The sequence below is a fragment of the Dyadobacter koreensis genome (assembly GCF_900108855.1).
Classification (GTDB): domain Bacteria; phylum Bacteroidota; class Bacteroidia; order Cytophagales; family Spirosomataceae; genus Dyadobacter; species Dyadobacter koreensis.
The window spans coordinates 183158-201374 of the sequence record NZ_FNXY01000001.1; the positions used below are offsets into that span (position 1 = coordinate 183158).

Here is an 18217-nt window from a genome sequence, read left to right on the forward strand (position 1 = left end):
ACATAGATTTGCTGGTTAAGTTTTAGTTGTAATGTGGTGATCCTTACAGCCCTTACCGGCGACCAGAATCGAAGTTCCCTTTATTTTGTAGCTCGCATTTAGCGCCGCACAGATAATATCCAGCTGCGTATAGAGTGGCTGTCCGGTAAGGTTCGCTGTCAGCGGACATGCAGCCATTTGTCTGTTTTGCAGAATAATTTCAATACCATATGAAGTGTGCAGATTTTCCAAAACTTTTGAAAGCGGCGTGTTGTAAAATTTAAAACGATCGCTGCTTCCTGCGTCGGCAATCATTCGGGGCGTTTCAACAAGGCTGGTTACAAATTTGTGTGCGCCTGGAAAAAATTTAGTCTGCTGATTTGGCTTTAAAACCACATTGTTAGCGGGTGCCCTTTGGTCCTTTGAATTTTCGTAAACCGCCACTGCACCCGACACGACTTCGACCTGCGGGGTTTGAGCACCTTTTTGTTCTTCAACATAAAACTGCGTTCCCAAAACTCTGGTGATCATATGATCGGAATAAACAAAAAATGGTTTTTCCGGATTTCTGGCTACATCAAAAAAAGCTTTCCCTTTCAAAAATACCATCCGTTTACCCTGGCTGAAATGAGCAGGATATTTCACCCAACCTCCCGGCGAAAGATTAACGACACTACCATCTTCAAGGTTAATGGTTTCATTCTGGGTGGAATTATTTTCGCGTTCAAGCCAGGTGGAAGCCACTGTTTGCTGATCAAAAAACGCAGACATCAGCTGATGACGGTACAAGATACTGATTGTGGCAATTGCTACGATCGAGGCAGCAAGCCCGATCCATAGCAATCGTATATTTCCCGAAGATCCGCCTCCCTGCGAAGGCTTCACAGATTCCTGTATCTTCATGTGAAGCTGATCCCACATTTTCTCTTCCAGCATATGCCAGTCTGGTTCCTGCTCATTGCCCAGCGGTTCATCACCAAGCAGGCCAAACCAATTTTCAACAAACTGTTTTTCCTGCGGAGTACATTCTCCCCTGTTGTATTTTTGAAGCAGGTCTGAAAACTGTTTGCGGCTCATTCGTTCTGGCTATGAAATTTTTGTTCTAACTATACAGTCAAACAATTCGTCAATGCACCGCAATAATTTTATAAATTCAATAAATATTTATAACAAAAAGCACACTGATTTAAAATATTCTTCGATTATTACTATTTTGACATCGAAAAAGTTTATCAGGGGACAAGATGTAGAATAAGGAAATTTATAGATAATCGTCCAGATAGATCCGAAGAGTCTGAACTACTTTGCTTAAACGAAGCTCTACCGTTCGCTGGGGAATTCCGAGCTTACATGAAATTTCTTTCGCGGAGTGACATTCTATTCTGTGCATCCGGAAAATTTGCTGCGAGCTTTCCGGAAATGAGCACAGGACTTTTTCTACACTGGCCATCAAATCGGTAAATTCGACCTGCTCTTCGGTGCAGCTGATTTCATGTCGATAGTATTGGTGAACATGCATCTCAAACTTTTCATGCAGCATCGACAGACGGATGTGATTGATGCAACCATACCGCACGGCGGTTACCAGGTATGCTTCGAGATTATCAACATTGAGCAGTTCTTTACGCTCCCAAAGTTTCAAAAATATATCCTGAACGATTCCCTCAACCACGGCACGGTCATTGACCTTTTTGAGGGCAATGGAAAAAAGTTTTTTCCAAAATCTGGAATATATCTCCTTAAAGGCAAGCTGATCACCTTTCCGAAGACGCTCAACCAAAACTTCATCAGAAGATTGTAAAATGCTCATTTGCTTTGCGAGGTGAAATTAGAAAGTGATCAACAATTGAACTATTCCCAGAACAGTATCGATCATCTTTATTGGCCTAAAAGTAAGTAAAACAGCTTTTGAACTATAAACAAGATGCTTACCAAGTTTTTCTATGCAACCGTTATCGGGAACGTTATCAATTCTGAAAAATCTAAATTTTAGAGTACTTTTTTATATTAAATTTACATTTCTGCCCTAAAAATGATCACATGTGTAAAATTGACAATTGAATTTTTTGAAGAATTAACGTTAATTTATAAGCTACCTTTGTTCGAAGAATGTGCGTTGATCTTGCTTTATCGACGTTTTGTAAAAGTATTATTTTAACCAGAGGCCGGCCGCTTGCCGCGGAATATAACCATCTGTATTTTCCTCGCTTTTAACGATCATGTAAACATGTAGTCAAATCAAAATTTTGTTTTTACAAAATACAATTGTAAATTTACAACTGTAAAAAAAATGGTTTATGACGTATTTAAGTGCTCAACCTTATATCACTGACTCCTGGAATGATATCTGTTATCCTGTCAATCCTGTATGGCTATCGGATATACTTCCAGATTACGACATTATAGCTACGGATCGTCAGCAGCTCATCGTTGGAGAGCCGATCGGAGGCAGAAAAACGGTGTTCGGCATCCAAAGCGCCGACTACGCCATTATCCCAAACGCCCTGATTAAACAGGTGGTCGAAAAACTGTTCACGAACTACGCGCTTCAAATTAAATATACATCCACAGGTGAATTTAGTATCAGCATAATTTTCCCTCAGAGTATTTCCATTGGCGGCGAGAATGTTCAGCGTAGCATCATTCTGACCAATAGTTACAATGGAAAAACGCCGTTTACAATTCAGGGACAGACGCTCACATCTATGATGGATAACAACATTGCTGTCGGCAGCAGTATGTACAGGGATATATGTAAGAATGCCCTGATGGGCTGGGCAGACTCATTTGGAGAGCTGTCCTCTTACCGCAACTGGCTGAGCCGTGACATATCCGGAAAGGAAAAACCCAAAAAACTTAAAGGTCAACCAGTTGAAAAAGTGCACCAAGCGAAGGGACAGCTTCGGAAGATTCAGCACAGCAGGCTGAGCCCTGAGCTGTTTCAAGAGCAATTATATCAGATGCTGGCCAGTCAAGTCCCGAAGAGTTCTACACTTACTGAAACAATATATGAGCACTTGCAGCAGCGAACAGTTGAAAAGACGGACGAAAAGATTTTAAAGGCATTGCCCATACCAGTTCAGTTGGCCAAGCAGGCCCATGAGCGACTAAGATTAGAGCAGCGGCTGTTGGGTACCGATCCTTCTTATTGGCTTATGTATAATGCCGTCAATCACGCGCTTTTCAATGCACGCAGCAGCTTGACGCTGAACGACCGCTACAAACTGGACGAGCGCGTTTTTCATCAAATCGCGGCCAGCTCTTTTGCATAAAAAAAATAAATCATCATCAACTAAAAACCATCTTGCATCAACATGTCCACAGAATCGACCACCATTCACAAGGCATTGTTAAAAGTAGAAAACGTATTCCAGAAATCAGGAAGAAAAAAAATTAATTCAACTGCTGAAGAAACCGATGTCTATGTGACTTTTATTTTGGAAAACACAGATTTACTAGGTCAAATTTCCCGGATCTACCAAAGTTCAGATAAGGCAGCGAAAGCTCTGCTGATTGACGATGCAGCAACAAACCGATTTTTAAAAATCCTGTCTCGCGTTGCGAACGGAAATGAAGGAGTATCAAGGCAGGAACGCCTATTTGTCTATCAGTTCTGGTCGGCTTTTCAAAAAATTTAAAAGATGGCCCTGCCCTTCAAGATATTTCCTTTGTCGTACCCTGCTCACATTTAGAATGATGCCGGCTTACATAATTCAATGCAAGCGGCGACCAGTAGCCTGATCAAGTTTAGATTAAATTTAACTGATTATGAACAACCTGAAAAACAATGTCATATTAGGAGAAGACGATTTTCGCATGCTAAAACAGTACGCAGAGAGTTTTTCGCGCAGTTCCAAGGACAATGAAATGTCACTTTCCTACGAACTGAACAGAGCAATCGTCGTCGAGAATAATGAATTGCCCGCAGATAGTATTCGTTTAAATTCCTACGTAAGGGTAAGGGAGCTGACAACCGATAAGGAAATGGAATTTTCAATTGTCATGCCTGCATTTGCCGATTTCAAACAAAAGAAAATTTCGGTTCTGACCCCGATGGGAGCAGCCTTAATCGGTCTTTGTAAAGGAGAAACCGTAGAATGGAAAATGCCGGCAGGTATGAAAAAATTTGAAATACTTGATGTGATCCAGAGTCAGGAATAGATGCGTGTAAATCGTTTGGTAATAGCATTAGCTTTTGCAATCAAAACAGCATAGTTATGTATAAAAAAGCACTAATAAAACAGGGGAAAAGATCAGCGGAAGCAATCTTTTCTGCGCTGATCTGCGCTATTTCGATTATTGCAATTTATATCACTTTTTGCTTATTCATCTGCTGAGTTTGGAAGCGGATTTCTGAATTAACTTCTGACATAACAAAGGTCACTTAGCTTTCAAAACGTCAGCCAAGTGGCCTTCGTTTTTTATTTAAACCAGAACAAAAGCGGAAATAAAAATGTGACGATCAGGGCCCAGACAAAATAGACGGGCAGATACTGCGATATAACTTTCCCTACCCCGGATATTGGTGCACTTTTTGACAATACTTTGTAAAGTTGACCAGTGACCAGAATCAAGTTTATCAGAATAAAAACATTTCCACCAAGTACCGCTGCTCTGTTCGGGGTTATTCCCCATGCGGAAATCCTGAACAAAATCGCTGAAAGTGCAATGCCGTTAACTAATGCAGTGATAATCGACAGCAAAAAGAGAACCCATACCCCGGCTCGGTGGGACTCTGTTTCGGAAGTCTCCGCGACTGAAAAAAATATAATGGCCATAACTCCAACCAGCAGTGCGTTAAAAACCATCAGGAATTCTCTGTCGCTATAAGGATTTTTACCTGAGTAGGCAATCGCTATTAAATAGATAACTAACATAATCAAGACAAGCGGGCTAAATATTTTCGCAATGACCGGCGAAACTTTGCCAACCAACTGTGGGTTAGTCTGTGTAAGGTGCGTGCCGACAATCGGCGCCGCTGAAAGACCGAAAATGGCCACGTAATCGAAGTAATACTTTTTAAGATCAACGCCTATCAATTCAAAAAGACCGACGGTAATAACGCTCATCAATGCGCCCGCCAACAATATAAGTGCCGTCATAACAACCAAGTCTCCACTATACCGTAAAAACCCTAGTCTTCTCGCGGTGTTATTGCCCTTTTCTCCAACAAAAGCAAAGCCCAGCGTCGCCCATAAAACTAACGGCAAGTGAATGCATGATAAAATCAAAGTAGCGCTGGTTTTTAGATCTGGAAGCAGGTTAATGTATACCGCACCAAACAATATAATTCCAGCGATAAAAGCGATCTTGGTTTTCGAGAGATTATTCCTCCAAACGAAATATGCACATAACGCCGGAAAAACAACAAATCCAATATTTCTTGGATAGAAAAAATCTTCGTTAACTGGTATTAATACAGGTAGCTTGGCTATCAATCCGGCAAACAGTGAAACGGCGATTACAAATAGTAATTCACGATTGCTTCCCCAGAATACATCCTCACCGGCAAAACTCAACCGTTCATTCCAAAAATCGGCAAGATTACTGTTCGTTAATTCCGGATAAAGTGATCTAAACGTTCGTTTAAAGGTCGTCTTGTCTGCCCGATACAAACGTTCAAGCTTCGCCGGGTTTGCGAGATTCGATAAAATTTCTTCTTTCATAGCATAAAGCATTTACAAATGTTATTTTGATTAAAAGTACTTTGCATTACAAAGTAAATCAAATTAAAATATAATTTCCAACACAAATCCATTTTTATTTATCGCCAGCCTCTATAATTTCCCGCACACTTTTAACACTAACCCGAGTGTAAACTGCTGTTAGCAGAATATGTTTATCTTTCCGTAGTAAATGCCTCCCTCAAACACTGCTGATAAAGAAATTAACGAATTATGAAATTCAAGTACACTCTTCTTCTTGTTTTCGCAAGTTGTTCATGCTGCCTAAGTCAGGCCAGTTTTTTGAAATCCCATCCGCAGCTAGCCTATTGGAAACTTGGCAATCACAGTGACGTTTTGATTGTTCTGCATGGCGGGCCGGGTGTGGATCACCAGTATTTGCGTCCCGAGCTTGACGGATTGGATAAATTCGCGACTGTCATTTATTATGACCAGAGAGGCTGCGGGAAAAGTGAAAGGGCAGACTCTTATACCTGGCAAGACCATGTCGAAGATTTACGAAGAATTATTCATACGCTTTCCCCCAAAAAGAAAATATTCCTTGCAGGCTCTTCTTGGGGGAGCCTCCTTGCGATACTTTATTCCTATACCTATCCTGATGCGGTAAAAGGCCTTATTTTAAGTGGCACCGTGCGGTGGCCCGGGCAAGGTATACCCTTTACGAGGCAAGGTGAGGTCAAATATAAAATACCACGCACACAACTTATGCACGAAAAAAGCCTTGTCAAAAATTCCGGAGCAGATGGAGCTACCAGAATGGATACGATCAGTATCTCGAAGTTGGTTGAAGTGCAGTCCGGTGCCCCAAATACTGAAACGATGATGAGTTTGATTTCAGCGCCTATTTCAGACAGTCTTAGCAGAATCCGAATGCCAATCATACTTTTCAATGGACCAATGAGCCGGAAATTCGATTGGGTCGATCATTATTTGGCACTGTTCCCAGCAGCTGAGCTGCATACCTTCGAGGTGGCAGGGCATGATCCGTGGTTCAGTGACCCGAAGCGGTTCGCCCAGACGTGCGGTGATTTTATCTTTAAACACAGGTAGACTCTTGGAATATCATTTGTAACCACCTTTGCATAATGTATCTCCTTATTATTTTTCATGAAAACACTTTGGAAATATCTCAGACCACAACAAAAACTGATTGGCATCTCCTTGTTTCTTGCAGGCACTGCGCAATTATTAACACTGCTGGATCCATTGATCTTTGGGCGCATCGTAGATGACTATGCCGGAAATCCAAAAAACTTGTCAGAATCTGAACTGGTCAACAGCGTTCTATACTGGCTTCTGATTGCCGTAGGGTTAGCGATTGTTGCCAAGCTTACAAAAGCTTACCAGGAATATCTTACAAGAAAAGCTGTGGCAAGTTTCGGTATGAGTATATTCAACGACGGTCTGAAACAAACACTCCGGCTGTCTTTTCAGGAATTTGAAGAAAATCGAAGCGGCACAACCTTATCAATTCTTCAAAAGGTAAAAACAGATACGGAGCGTTTTATTAATTCTTTCATCAACATTCTTTTTTCCTCGATTGTCGGCGTTGGATTTCTGCTTTGGTATAGTATTAACAAAAACGGAATGTTAATTCCAGTTTTTCTAGTGGGAGTGCTGGTATTGGGTTCGCTGACAGGATTATTATCAAAAAAAATAAAAAGTATCCAGCGAAGTATCAACAAGCAGACCAACGCTCAGGCAGGAATCATTACAGAAAGCCTACGCAACATTGAACTTGTAAAAAGCCTTGGTCTCACATTTTCTGAAATCAGAAGACTCAACAAACAGACATTGGAAATTTTTGAACTGGAAATGTTTAAGGCAAGAAAAGTCGGTATGCTCACCTTTCTGCAAGGTGTAACCCTTAATCTTTTAAAACAATCTATACTTTTTATTTTGCTATGGCTGATTTTTAGAAAGGTACTTACCACCGGTGAGCTGATTGCGATGCAGTTTATCTCAACGGCCATCTTCGGACCTTTGCAAGATCTGGGAAATCTGATTTTGCAGTATAGAGAGGTAGATGCTTCGGTCAGGATTTTTGATCAGTTGATGCATAAGACAATTGAACAACGCCCGGAAAATTCCGTTGAAGTAGGTCCTTTAACCAATCTGGAATTCAATCAAGTCATTTTTAAACATCAGTCTGCGGACTTCAATGCTATTGACAATATTTCATTCAGTGTAAAATCGGGGCAGACCATTGCTTTCGTCGGACCATCCGGATCGGGAAAATCAACGCTCGTCAAATTGCTTATTGGCCTGTACCTTCCAATTGATGGAAAAATTTATTTCAACAATGATGATTCGTCAAAAGTCAGATATAATCCGTTACGAAGACAAATCGGTTTTGTGACGCAGGATACCCAGTTATTTGCGGGAACGATCAGAGAAAATTTGCTGTATGCTAATCCTTCGGCGACAGATCGGGAAATTTCCGAAGCGCTTGACAAAGCTTCTGCAACAGCGCTGATTGAAAAAGCGTCCATGGGAATTCAAACGGTACTTGGCGAAAACGGCATGAAACTATCAGGAGGAGAAAAACAGAGAATCTCAATCGCAAGAGCACTTTTACGAAAACCCAGACTACTTATTTTTGATGAGGCTACCTCAGCACTTGACTCACTGACAGAACAGGACATTACAACAACTATCCGGGACATTTCGACCAACCGGCAGCAGATGACAATCCTGATTGCGCACAGACTGTCCACAATCCTGCACGCTGATGTGATCTATGTCCTTGAAAAAGGCAAAATCGTAGAGCACGGGTCACACACAGATCTGCTTGCCCAGAAGGGATTGTATTATGCCATGTGGCGACAACAAATCGGAGAACGACGCGTCCCGGCAGAGTTTTGAAACCAATTAATTTTCGCCGCACTTATTCTTCGAACAAACCATCAATCAGCACCAGGCAACCAGGACTTATATTTTTGATCAGGCCTGAGCATAGCAGCGTTCTCGCCCTGGTGGGCTCTTGCGTGTAATCATAAAGCAAAATAAAATATCTGAAACTCTGCTGATACTATTTTTCAATTCACTAATAAGATACAGACGGTTTGGTCATCCATCAAACTGTAAGCAGATACGTTTAATAAAAAAAGGTCAATTGCCTGAGTGCAATTTCCGTTATTGTAAAAAATAGCAAATTTGCAATGATCGGCATCATTTAGAAGTTAAGGCCATGACACATACCCGCTTGCTAACAGGTCTACTGATCTTTTCAAAAAAGTTACATAACATTCTCAAAAAAAGAAACAATTTAAATGGCTAAAATAACAACTAATCTATATCTATGCTATTCTAAGCTCTGATTCAGCGACTTGAAAATATTCAGCTTTACAAATTTAAATCACCTAAACTATCCCAAACCCGGAGGGCTTTGGACGCAATTGCGGTAAGATATTTAATCTTGGCTTATCAGGTACAATTTAAGTCTTTTTAAAGCCATTTAATTCACTAAAATTGCCAGTCTTAAAACTCAGCGTTGTAAAAAAAGTCAACGTAGTGCCTGGATTGGTTTTAAATCACTCCTAAAAGCATTACATTTTTCATGAAAGAACGATTTCAAGAGGTAATCCTCCGGAGGATGGAGCCTTTGCAATATATCAAGTGCTTACAGAATGATCCTGTAAATAACAATTCTGCCAGGAAATTATACCTGTCTGACACGCGATATGGTCAGTCCGAAATTTATTTTGAGCAGATTAACAGTGGCTTCTGGGTGCTGTCCTTAAAAACGGAGGAAAAGATTGATTCTTCCTATGTTTACCAACCAAAAACTGCCAAGAGTTCTTATTATTCCATCAATTATTATGAGACGCGAAGTTCGATTGGCTATCAAATAAACCATGAAATAAAATGGGCCAAAAACATTGCCGTATTTAGTGGACCATCAACTACCTATCAGATATATGTCCGGAAAAAGGTCCCTGTAGTATGTTACAGGCTGGTTTTTTCTATTACCTACCTAAACAGGCTACTAAATTTTGCCGCAGATAACACTCCTTTTTTTCTGATAGAAGACGGTAACGTCAACGATCCCATTATTCGCATCACGTCGGAGTCTGAAACCATGGCAATCCAAAAGCTGCATTACCTGTTAAAATATGCACGGGAGGATTTTAACAGTCTCCTTTCAATTACAGCGAGCGCTTTTGAAATCACTAATTTGTTTTTCAAAGCATCTGCACCGGTTTCGGCTGTTTTAAAAATTCCAAAGGCAGATGAAGAGCTTGTAGCCAGGGTAATCCATGAACTTGAAGCCCATTTACAGGAAAAATTTCCTGGTATTAATGCGCTGGCAGCGACATTTTATATTTCGCCAAGCAAATTGAAAAATACTTTCAAAACGATTTACCATACCACGCCATTGGTATATTTTAGAAAGCTTCAAATGATATATGCTTATGATGTCCTAAACCGTAAGGAGATGACAATCAAAGAACTTGCTATCGTATTGGGCTTTAAAAAATCAAGTACATTCTCAATATGGTTTAAGCGATACACAGGCAAACTCCCCAATGAAATATAAATTCAACGATCCCATGAAAATTCCTCCTTTTGAAGTTGCTATTGTAGACGACAACGCCTTGGTGCGGCATGCTACCCGGTACATGTTGTCCAATAATAATATCAACATTGCTTTCGAAGCTGAAAATGGTCAGGATTGCATCGAGAAAATGCAACAATCCTCCCAAAAACCGGACATTATTGTTCTGGACATGGAAATGCCCATAATGACCGGCTTTCAAGCTGCTGTTATCCTTAAAAAAAACTGGCCTTTAACCAAAATTATCGCATTTTCAGGCAGAGACGACTCTGAAAGTATCAGGGATATACTGGCGGCAGGCGCAGACTTTTTTTTATCTAAACACTCAGAACCCGCGGCATTTATTAGTCTGGTCCGCTCAGCATCTGGCCTGGTCTGACAACAAAACAAACCCTCAAATTATCAAACCCTCCAATATGAAAACAAACCCTGAAATGATGTTAGTCATTGAAAGCCTGCTGGACAGCTACCGACAAGAAGTTGAATCATCACCGACAAAGCCCTTGACGAAGAAAATTTACATAAAAAATACCGAGAACTTCGTTCGTTGGATCGCGGGCAGTTTCCATCCGGGTGCAAAAACCAGGATCCTGCGAAAGAGGGTAAAAAATAAATAATCTGGGTGTGCGAATAATCAGGATAAAACCTATCTGGATGTAGCAGCATAGAGTACCCGAATCTTTTTACAGCACAATCATTGCAAGGGAAAACTTAAAGAGCACCTCGCAAAAAAAACGGTAGCAAAAAATAAAATTTGCTACCGCTTTTTATATAGTTTGCTGCTAGTAAGTAAATCTTACTGTTACGCCATAAGTACGCTGATCTCCTACAATCCCTGCATACTGTCCGTAACTTCCGGGAGCAGCTAAAAGTTGTTCGTAATAATTTTTGTTGAAAAGGTTTCTTCCCCAAAGGAAAAAAGAGAGGCCATTAGAGGCTCTAAAACCTATCCTGGCATTTGTAAGGCCATATCCCCCAATATTTAAATATTCCGACGGAGATGGACTTGATGAGAATTCCGAACGCAAGAACTCATCAACCGCTGCAAAGTAATTTCCTTTTAGTCCAACAAAACTTCCCTTTACAACAACTTCGCCACCAATCGAACCAGACCATTTCGAAATACCTGGAAGTCTTCCTCCGGATACATCCTTAAACGCCTGGGCCCCTCCTACTTCCTCCAAAGGTACAGGTGCATTTTCAAAACGCACATATTTACCGTCTGTGTATGCAACAGCTGCATTCAAGGTCAGATTTGAAAAACGGATATTTCCGTCTAATTCGGCACCTTGTACGCGTACTTTTTCGGCGTTTGCAAGGTAACCGCGGTTCACGCCCGGTTCTGGCGTTTGTACCTGTGTTTGATAATCTTTTATATCGGAACGGTAAACAGTAAGATTCAAGACTGAATTAGTTGAAGGTTTAGTTTTTAAACCGATTTCTTTGTGGTCCACGTATTCAGGTTTCACATTAGCAAGATCAATCAGCACCTGACCGTTGGCAGTTGGCAGACCACCTACATTCACACCAATTGGCTTATAGCCAATCGAGTAGGTCGCATAAGCATTTAAATTGCTTGCAGCTTTGTACTGTAACGACAACTGCCCTGAGAAATTCCCTTCCGAATAATCAGTATTAAATGCCTGATTACTATACACTCCATTTTTTAACGCAAGCAAAGCTGGGTCCGTCGTCTGTAATCCACCATAAGCAACCCGGTCATAATCAACAACCTTCTTGTCGTAGTTGTAACGGATACCCGGTAAAAGGTGTAATTTATTGGTAATAACCCAGTCAGCCTGAGCGAATACCGCTAAGCTGGTACTCTTGATCCGGTTTGTTGTACGAATACCAAAATTGTCGAAAAGACCAGGCGTCTTCCATAGAGCACTCGTTGAACTTTGTGCGAATCTCCATTGCGCAGAACCCGCCTCCTCTGTTTGAACCGGATCCGAGGTTAAGTCTTGCCAAAGGCCAAAAACACCGACAACGCCACTTAACTTAGGAGATATCTTACCTGAATAACGTATCTCCTGAGACCACTGGTCGTGTTTTGAATTACCCGAAGAAATCGTAAATACCGGCAATCCGATGTAATCTCGATCGTTCAGAGGAGTCCATTTCCAGTAGCGCCAAGCGGAAGTTGAGGTCAACGTTCCTCTGCCAATTTTAATGTCTGCATTAACGGAGACACCGCCCAGCTGGTTGTCCGCTTTTGACGGGGTGTCCAAATCCAGCTTACGCTCAAATGCACTTTTGTAAGGAAGCGTGTAACCCAGATCAGCAATAATGGCATCAAATTGACGGTAAGCAGCTCTTTTGGTTGGAACTACACCCGCAACCGGCCACCCATAACCCGTAGGTTTTTGATCCGAAATATCACCGATCACAGTAATATTCACATTTTCGTTTGGCGTATAAAGTATTTGGCCCCTGACACCAATATTATTGATATCGTTGATTGGTAACTGCGTATGTACATTAAAAAATGTGCCGTTTCGCTGTGTCCCTGTGAACGAAACACGCGCTGCTAATTTCTTGCTGATCGGGCCGGTCACCGACGCTTTCGCCTGAATAAATCCTAAATTGCCATAGCTCATTTCAAAGTTTGCTCCCGGAGTAAAGCTGGCCGATCTTGTTGTGATATTGAAAGCTCCAGCAGTTGTGTTTTTTCCGAACAGAGTCCCTTGCGGTCCGCGTAGTATTTCCACCCGCTCGATATCAATAAAATCAAGAGCAGTAGCGGCAGGACGTGCATAATAAACCCCGTCCACATAGAAACCTACGCCTGGGTCAACACCGTCGTTAGTCAGACCGAAAGTCGATCCCAACCCTCGGATATTCAATGTCGTGTTTCTTGCATTTGAAGCATACAACTGAACGGTCGGCACTAATTCTTTAAGGCGATTTACGTTGAATGCACCTGCATCTTCTGCTCTTGTTCCACCAATAACGGAAATCGGAATAGGTACTTCCTGAGCAGATTCCTGACGACGGCGCGAAGAAATCACGACGTCTTCTAGCTGTGTATTATTAGGCTCAAGTTTAATTTCAACCTTACTGCCGGTAATCTGTACTTCTTTCTTCAAATATCCAATGTAAGATACGATCAATGTAAATGGTAATTTTTGACCTGTCACCAAACTGAATTCTCCGTTTGCGTCGGTCACATCACCATTTGTTGTTCCTTTAATTGTAACGGTCGCTCCGATGAGTGCCTCGTCAGTACGCGCATCCAGAATCTTACCAGAAACTGTTGCGTTTATGGTTGGGTCTTGTGCAGCTAAAAATAAAGGGAAAAAGATCGCAACTAAGAGGGTGGCTGACTTTAAAAATTGTTTCATGCTACTTTTTTTGGTGGTATCTGTGTTTTATTATCGTAATAGGGCCAATAGAAGCTCAAATGCGCATCTTTTGGCCTATTGAACTTCTGAATATGCTTGGGGACTGCGTAACTGGATTTTCCAACAACCAAGCATTCTGAATGGGAAAGTTGACTTCATAAAATGATGTTTTGTTTGTATGGGCACAAATGTATAAATTTTTATAAAGTATATAGACTTAGTAGGGTATAAAAATTTACTTTAATGCAACTGACGCCTTCCGAAATGATATAAGATTTTGAAATAATATTGAATTCGTGGCTATATATCAGTCTGTTACAAAACGAAATATTTATCAAAAAAAAATTGCCGGAATTGAAAAACATCAGAAAATCTTCAAAAAAGAGTTAACACAGCATATGGAACTAAATAACTTGTATTGGCCAGGAAAAATTGATCTTCGTCACGGGATATTCGAATTTCCGCCTTCGAAAAGCCGGATTCTGTTCTGAGGATATAATAAATTGGTATAAAAAGAGAAAGGTAAAAGTGCAACCTACTTTAAATCTATGTGCAGCTGCGGGAGATCTTTATAGCAGGATTTCTATGTGCGCGATCGGGGAAAACGGAAACTTTATGGTCAACTATACCACCCTTTAAATTAAGAAATTTCTTTTTTTGCAGATAAAAAAGTCCAGCCTGTTACATCAGCGCATCAGATTCACTATATCTAAAAACTGAACAGAATTTCCAGGTGATTCTATCGTCACGTTTTTTAGCACAAGATTGTCGATGTACTGAAAAATTCCGGCCTGCTCTGCTTGCAGATAAACATCCTGAAAGAGCACATTTTCAGCATGCGCTTTGGGCCAGCCAAGAAAACTAACTGCTTTTTTCATATTTGTTGCCTTGATATCGCGGATCGTTATATTACGATATTTTGGCGTTGCTTTTTCAAACGGCACCTGTATCATTTGCCACTCATCGACATAATCCTTGCCATCGACTTTACGAAGCGAATAGTCCACAGCAACAGCTCCGTTTTTTATCTCCCAGCCCTGGTAGGTTATATTTTCAATCACTCCGCCCCTTCCCGGCCTTGGTTTAAACTTGATTGCCGCGTTATTTCCATCAGCTTTGCAGTTACGGATCATAATGTTGTTAATTCCACCGGCAGTCTCGGTGCCTATGGAAACACCGCCGTGGCCCTTTAAAAATGAACAATGTTCAATAAGTACATTTTGAGTGGGAATATTTACCCGAAGCCCGTCTGAACCTCGTCCGGATTTTATTGCGATACAATCGTCGTCCACCGAAATTTTGCAATTTCTAATGATAATATCACTGCTGGAATCAAGATCAATGCCGTCTGTGCTCGCGGCCCGCTTGCCGTCTTCTAAAACCGGGTTATATATATCCAGCCCGAGTAACTCCACCCTTTTACTATAACAGATATGCACGGTCCAAAAACCTGAATTCCTAAGCTTCAAACCCGTTATTCGGGCGTCAGACACCTTATCAAATAATATTAGCCTGGGCCTTGGAACATACCAGTCAATCAAATCCGGCAGAACGGTTTTTGACAAACTATCTCGTTTAATCCAGTATGGTTCCCACCAATAATAACCTGACCCATCGATTATTCCCTCGCCATCAAGGCCCACGTTTTTAACGTTAACCGCATTGATGAAGGCCGACGGCCAGTCCATTTCAATGCCAGCGATACGCGTGTTTTTGATAATAGGGTAGTTCCCGATTCCGTCAACTGCCCTAAGTTTTGCATTCTTTTCTATTCTTATTCGGACATTTTCTTTTAAAAAAATGGCACCTGAGGAATAGACACCGCCAGAAATAAGGACAACGCCTCCCCCTTTGCGGGCACACTGATCAATTGCTTTTTGTATAGATTTAGTATTCAGGGTAACTGAATCCCCTTTCGCACCGAACTTTCTGACATCAAACAGCGGTGGAATATTGACGGAGTTCGCGGTATCAGATGGTCCGTATTGTCCATAAACTGCACTGGATACGTCGAAGACCAAGATCCATATTAATAAAAACTTTATTCTAAATTCCATACAGGTATCGGCTATGCTAACCAAAAAATTTGGTAAAAGAGATCACTCCAAAGGGTGACGCCGTAGACTTTTGCCTGCACCTACACACCATGCAAATTTGTTCAGGCAACAGCGTAATTATAACCGACCAGATCCAATGAAATGCAAAAGAGGCCGTCTGTTTCCAGCGGCCTCTCTTAAACCTATAAGTTTTCTGCTTATTTCACTTCTCCTTTTTTCTCGGTAACCTCGGCTCTGATTTCCTGAGCCAGTCCTTTTAATTGCTGCATAACACCGCGAACCCGGGTTCCGGCAGCTTTGTTGCCTTTTTCATAAAACGCTTTGAAATCTCCCTCTGCTTCAGTTACAAGCTGCTTAATTTGTGCGTACTTTTCCATAAACTGGTTTTGATATTTGTTGTGAAAATAAATTGGTTTAAAGCATTCAGCTCGCAAAATAGCATTTTCTGCTCAACACACTACAATTTTTGTTCCCAATTTATCTTAATAATATTGACTCGAAAAATGGCTGAGTCATTCATTGAGGTTTCAGCACCCCGAATCTTCACTGGTTTGAAATAGAATTTGACCCGTCAGCTTATAGTAATGGCTGTCAAACTAGATTTGAACACAATCCAAAATCTTTGTAGTTTTGCAGTTGAATAACCCACTCTGACTATGAAAATTGAAAAAATAATTTATATTGTCGAAGACGATATTGATGACATGCTTTTGATTTCAGAAGCTGTTAAATCCGTTGATCGAGATATAAAAATCATTTCATGTGAAAATGGTGCGGAACTGATTGAAAAAATAGAGCTTACGCCTGGCGACCAACCATCCCTAATCTTACTGGACATGAATATGCCCAAAATGAATGGAATGGAAACGCTGCAATACATTCGATCAAGCCGTTGTTTTGACCATATCCCTGTTGTGATGTTGTCTACAACCAATGATTTCACTTTGATTGAATCGGCTTACAGAGCAGGTGTAAATACTTTTTACACGAAACCTATACATTATCAGGACCTAAAAAGTATCGCCCGGGAGCTTACTAGTTTTTTTATTAACGGTCAATATCAAACTACAGAAGATTAACTTCGCTGCCAGGTTAGCATTAATCAGCGATATTTCCTGCGGCCGCTTGGACATTTTCCAAATAATCCGACAAATTGATTTGTTCCCTGTCAAATCGTTTTTCTAAAAAACCATTTAACAGGGAACAAATTATAAAATCAGACTGCTGGACGATTCTACTTCACCCGTTTCGCAGTCGTATCGAACATACCCATCAAACTTCCCTTTAAATTATCCTCGTCAACTTTTTTCAGGTTGATCGTTACATCATAGCCCTGCGCATTGAATGCCAGATCGAGCAAATCCGCGTTTTCATCAACGGTCACAGGCGTCTTTTCAGCAGTAGGTTCCGCCGGGTTCGACATTTGCCCCGAAAGCTTGCCGTCCGTTCTGACCAGGTCTATGATCATTTTCGAATCTCCGTTTGGCGTACCGATAATGGTAACTTCCCATTTTCCCACGAAAAAATCAGCCGGTACAGCCGTTTGAGAGTTGCCGTTAAAAACGATACCCAGCATCAAAAACAAGCAAATTAAATTAAGTTTTTTCATTGTTTCAGTTGTTTAAATTGGTTTATACTTTTTAATTTTAATTCACTCAGTCAGATGAATAGTCAGGCAGTATCCCCGTTTTTATTATTAGGCCTGCAATTTTAGAACATTACGGTAACTGATCGTAATGGCATCCATTGGTGCAATTTTACATTCATCCTGCTCGACGTAAAAATGTTTTAAACCGGCCGTTTTAGCGTTTTTCAATATTTTTTGAAAATCAATAGATCCGGTGCCAACTTCTGCAAATTCTCTTTTTTCAGTTTTGGCCATATCTTTAAAATGCATCAGCGGAAACCTTCCAGGATTATTCAAAAACATTTCAACCGGGTCTTTTCCCGCATAATATGCCCAGTAAAGATCAAGTTCCATTTTCACAAGCTCCGGATCCGTTTCTTTTAGAAGTACATCGTAGGGAACCTGCCCATCAATTGGTTGAAATTCAAAATCGTGGTTATGATATGCGAACTGGATACCCGACTTTTTGGTCTCTTCTCCGGCTTTGTTAAACATCTCAGCGATCTTTTTCCAGTCATCTATCGTTTTGCGCTCATTAGGAAAAAGGTAAGCACAAGCCATATATTTTTGTCCTAACTCAGCTGCCTCTCCGACAATTGTGTCCCAATCTTTCCTTAAATTACCGGGCATATAATGACCGCTTGGACTTGTTAATCCAAGTCCTGAAAGCAGATCCTTTAATTCTTTAGGCGTTTTGCCAAAATATTTACCGGAAGCATACCCGAAAGTCTCAACCTCTTTGTAGCCGATTTGCGCCACCTGCTTTAATACTTCTTCAGGACTTTTGCTGATTTCTTTACGTAAGGTATAAAGCTGCAGACCGACTGCCTTAGGTGGTTTTGCACCAACTGTTTCAACACCTAAAAAAGGAAGTGTCAAGGCCAAAGCTGTAGACTGACGGAGAAAATTACGGCGGCTTGTATTATTTTTTATCATCTTCTTGTATTAAAAAAAAGTGTGGCCTGTAA

17 protein-coding genes are annotated in these 18217 nt (G+C 41.0%); 9 read left to right on the top strand and 8 right to left on the bottom strand.

Features of this window, described 5'->3' with window-relative positions; all coding sequences use genetic code 11:
* Positions 1–15: 15 nt before the first annotated feature.
* Positions 16–1056 carry a FecR family protein gene (locus tag BMY70_RS00765; RefSeq protein ID WP_090330806.1) on the bottom strand — a complete coding sequence of 347 codons (1041 nt, stop codon included), beginning with the start codon at positions 1054–1056 and terminating at the stop codon, positions 16–18.
* Positions 1057–1240: 184 nt separating this feature from the next.
* Entirely contained in the window at positions 1241–1789 is a 549-nt protein-coding gene (locus BMY70_RS00770) for a sigma-70 family RNA polymerase sigma factor (protein ID WP_090330809.1), read from the bottom strand.
* 487 nt (positions 1790–2276) lie between these two features.
* On the opposite strand from BMY70_RS00770, the gene BMY70_RS00775 reads away from it, so the two are divergent.
* From BMY70_RS00775 to BMY70_RS00785, 3 genes are all read left to right on the top strand, one after another.
* Positions 2277–3251, top strand: a complete 975-nt coding sequence (locus BMY70_RS00775) for a hypothetical protein (RefSeq protein ID WP_090330811.1) — start codon at positions 2277–2279, stop codon at positions 3249–3251.
* Between the two features lie 42 nt (positions 3252–3293).
* On the top strand, positions 3294–3617 hold the full coding sequence (locus BMY70_RS00780; protein ID WP_090330814.1) for a hypothetical protein: 324 nt from the start codon (positions 3294–3296) through the stop codon (positions 3615–3617).
* Positions 3618–3747: 130 nt separating this feature from the next.
* On the top strand, positions 3748–4140 hold the full coding sequence (locus BMY70_RS00785; protein ID WP_090330816.1) for a GreA/GreB family elongation factor: 393 nt from the start codon (positions 3748–3750) through the stop codon (positions 4138–4140).
* 260 nt (positions 4141–4400) lie between these two features.
* On the opposite strand, the gene BMY70_RS00790 is transcribed toward BMY70_RS00785, so the two are convergent.
* Positions 4401–5645, bottom strand: a complete 1245-nt coding sequence (locus tag BMY70_RS00790; RefSeq protein WP_090332539.1) for a DUF4153 domain-containing protein — start codon at positions 5643–5645, stop codon at positions 4401–4403.
* Between the two features lie 231 nt (positions 5646–5876).
* On the opposite strand from BMY70_RS00790, the gene BMY70_RS00795 reads away from it, so the two are divergent.
* The 5 genes from BMY70_RS00795 to BMY70_RS00815 all read left to right on the top strand — a co-directional run bounded on the left by BMY70_RS00795 (position 5877) and on the right by BMY70_RS00815 (position 10838).
* A complete protein-coding gene (locus BMY70_RS00795; protein WP_090330819.1) occupies positions 5877–6713 on the top strand; it encodes an alpha/beta fold hydrolase in 837 nt (278 codons plus the stop codon).
* A 57-nt stretch (positions 6714–6770) separates the two neighbouring features.
* Entirely contained in the window at positions 6771–8528 is a 1758-nt protein-coding gene (locus BMY70_RS00800) for an ABC transporter ATP-binding protein (RefSeq protein ID WP_090330821.1), read from the top strand.
* 694 nt (positions 8529–9222) lie between these two features.
* A complete protein-coding gene (locus tag BMY70_RS00805) occupies positions 9223–10203 on the top strand; it encodes a helix-turn-helix domain-containing protein (RefSeq protein WP_090330824.1) in 981 nt (326 codons plus the stop codon).
* Positions 10193–10600 (top strand): response regulator, encoded by a 408-nt coding sequence (locus BMY70_RS00810; RefSeq protein WP_090330827.1) that lies wholly within the window; start codon positions 10193–10195, stop codon positions 10598–10600. The genes BMY70_RS00805 and BMY70_RS00810 overlap by 11 nt, the downstream gene beginning before the upstream one ends.
* Before the next feature lie 37 nt (positions 10601–10637).
* The gene (locus BMY70_RS00815; RefSeq protein WP_090330829.1) at positions 10638–10838 is read left to right on the top strand and encodes a hypothetical protein; all 201 of its coding nucleotides are present in this window, start codon (positions 10638–10640) and stop codon (positions 10836–10838) included.
* Between the two features lie 165 nt (positions 10839–11003).
* On the opposite strand, the gene BMY70_RS00820 is transcribed toward BMY70_RS00815, so the two are convergent.
* From BMY70_RS00820 to BMY70_RS00835, 3 genes are all read right to left on the bottom strand, one after another.
* Complete coding sequence (locus BMY70_RS00820) at positions 11004–13565, bottom strand: TonB-dependent receptor (protein ID WP_090330832.1); 2562 nt, start codon at positions 13563–13565, stop codon at positions 11004–11006.
* A gap of 686 nt (positions 13566–14251) precedes the next feature.
* Entirely contained in the window at positions 14252–15622 is a 1371-nt protein-coding gene (locus BMY70_RS00830) for a glycoside hydrolase family 28 protein (protein WP_090330838.1), read from the bottom strand.
* 197 nt (positions 15623–15819) lie between these two features.
* Positions 15820–15999: a BF3379 family histone-like protein gene (locus BMY70_RS00835; RefSeq protein ID WP_090330841.1), complete on the bottom strand. Its 180-nt coding sequence runs from the start codon at positions 15997–15999 to the stop codon at positions 15820–15822.
* Between the two features lie 279 nt (positions 16000–16278).
* Here BMY70_RS00835 and BMY70_RS00840 point away from each other — a divergent pair, with 279 nt between their 5' ends.
* The gene (locus tag BMY70_RS00840) at positions 16279–16701 is read left to right on the top strand and encodes a response regulator (RefSeq protein ID WP_090330844.1); all 423 of its coding nucleotides are present in this window, start codon (positions 16279–16281) and stop codon (positions 16699–16701) included.
* Positions 16702–16856: 155 nt separating this feature from the next.
* Here the strand turns inward: BMY70_RS00840 and BMY70_RS00845 are convergent, their stop codons facing one another.
* Positions 16857–17231: a hypothetical protein gene (locus BMY70_RS00845; protein ID WP_090330846.1), complete on the bottom strand. Its 375-nt coding sequence runs from the start codon at positions 17229–17231 to the stop codon at positions 16857–16859.
* Between the two features lie 87 nt (positions 17232–17318).
* Positions 17319–18185 (bottom strand): sugar phosphate isomerase/epimerase family protein, encoded by an 867-nt coding sequence (locus tag BMY70_RS00850; RefSeq protein WP_090330849.1) that lies wholly within the window; start codon positions 18183–18185, stop codon positions 17319–17321.
* Positions 18186–18217: the final 32 nt, after the last annotated feature.